The sequence below is a fragment of the Mycobacterium sp. E136 genome, from assembly GCF_001666865.1.
GTDB lineage: Bacteria > Actinomycetota > Actinomycetes > Mycobacteriales > Mycobacteriaceae > Mycobacterium.
In genome coordinates, this window is the sequence record NZ_LZJE01000103.1 from 1 (window position 1) to 805 (window position 805).

Consider the following 805-nt stretch of genomic DNA (forward strand, 5'->3'; position numbering starts at 1 on the left):
CCGCGATCTGCTGGGCGCGTAGTTTCGGCGAGGTCGTCGCTGTCGGTGTTGAGGGCACCAGCTCCTACGGTGCAGGGTTGACACAGGCATTGCAGATCAACGACATTCACGTCGTCGAGGTCAACCGTCCCGACCGCTCGGCGCGGCGCCGCCAAGGCAAGTCCGACCCTCTCGATGCTTATAGCGCTGCTCGTGCGGTGTTGGCCGGCCACGGCCTTGCCGTGCCCAAAGACTCCCGCACCGGGGCCCTCAAAGCGCTGCTGATCGCTCGTCGCGGCGCGATCAAAGCCCGCACCGCGGCTATCCAGCAGATCAAGGACCTGCTTGTGACCGCCCCGGCCGATCTTCGGGAACGCTACCGCCGTTACCCCACCACCCTGCGTCTGGTCGAAGCGCTGGCCGGCTGCCGCCCCCGCGCACACGAGGACCCCACAACGGTATCGGTGATCGCAGCCACGTGGATGGTGTCGAGGTGGGTGTCAGCGCCGATGACGACGCGGCGTGGGGATGTCACGATGGTGGTGTCCTCTCCGTGCAATGAACCGTGCGGCTGGGTGACAACCCGGTAGGGCGGGCAGACAAGACATTGATGAGGCAGCGGACAGGCTCCTGATTAAGTCATGTCCGCCCTACCAGGGCTGTTGTGGTACTTGCACGCACGTCGCCGGTGAGACAAATCAATTGGAAGACAACCCAGCAGGGCGCCAGTCACAGGCCGAGTCATCACCGGCGGCGAACGAGCAAGACCATCCTCACCCGAACCCGATTAACGGAATCAATGTCATACCCCCGTGGCATAGTCGAA

1 protein-coding gene is annotated in these 805 nt (G+C 64.0%); it reads left to right on the forward strand.

The annotated features are described in order from the left end of the window. Positions 1-569 (forward strand): IS110 family transposase (locus A5698_RS07655; protein WP_231967335.1); only part of this gene is annotated, 569 nt, incomplete at its 5' end. Between the last annotated feature and the right edge of the window lie 236 nt (positions 570-805).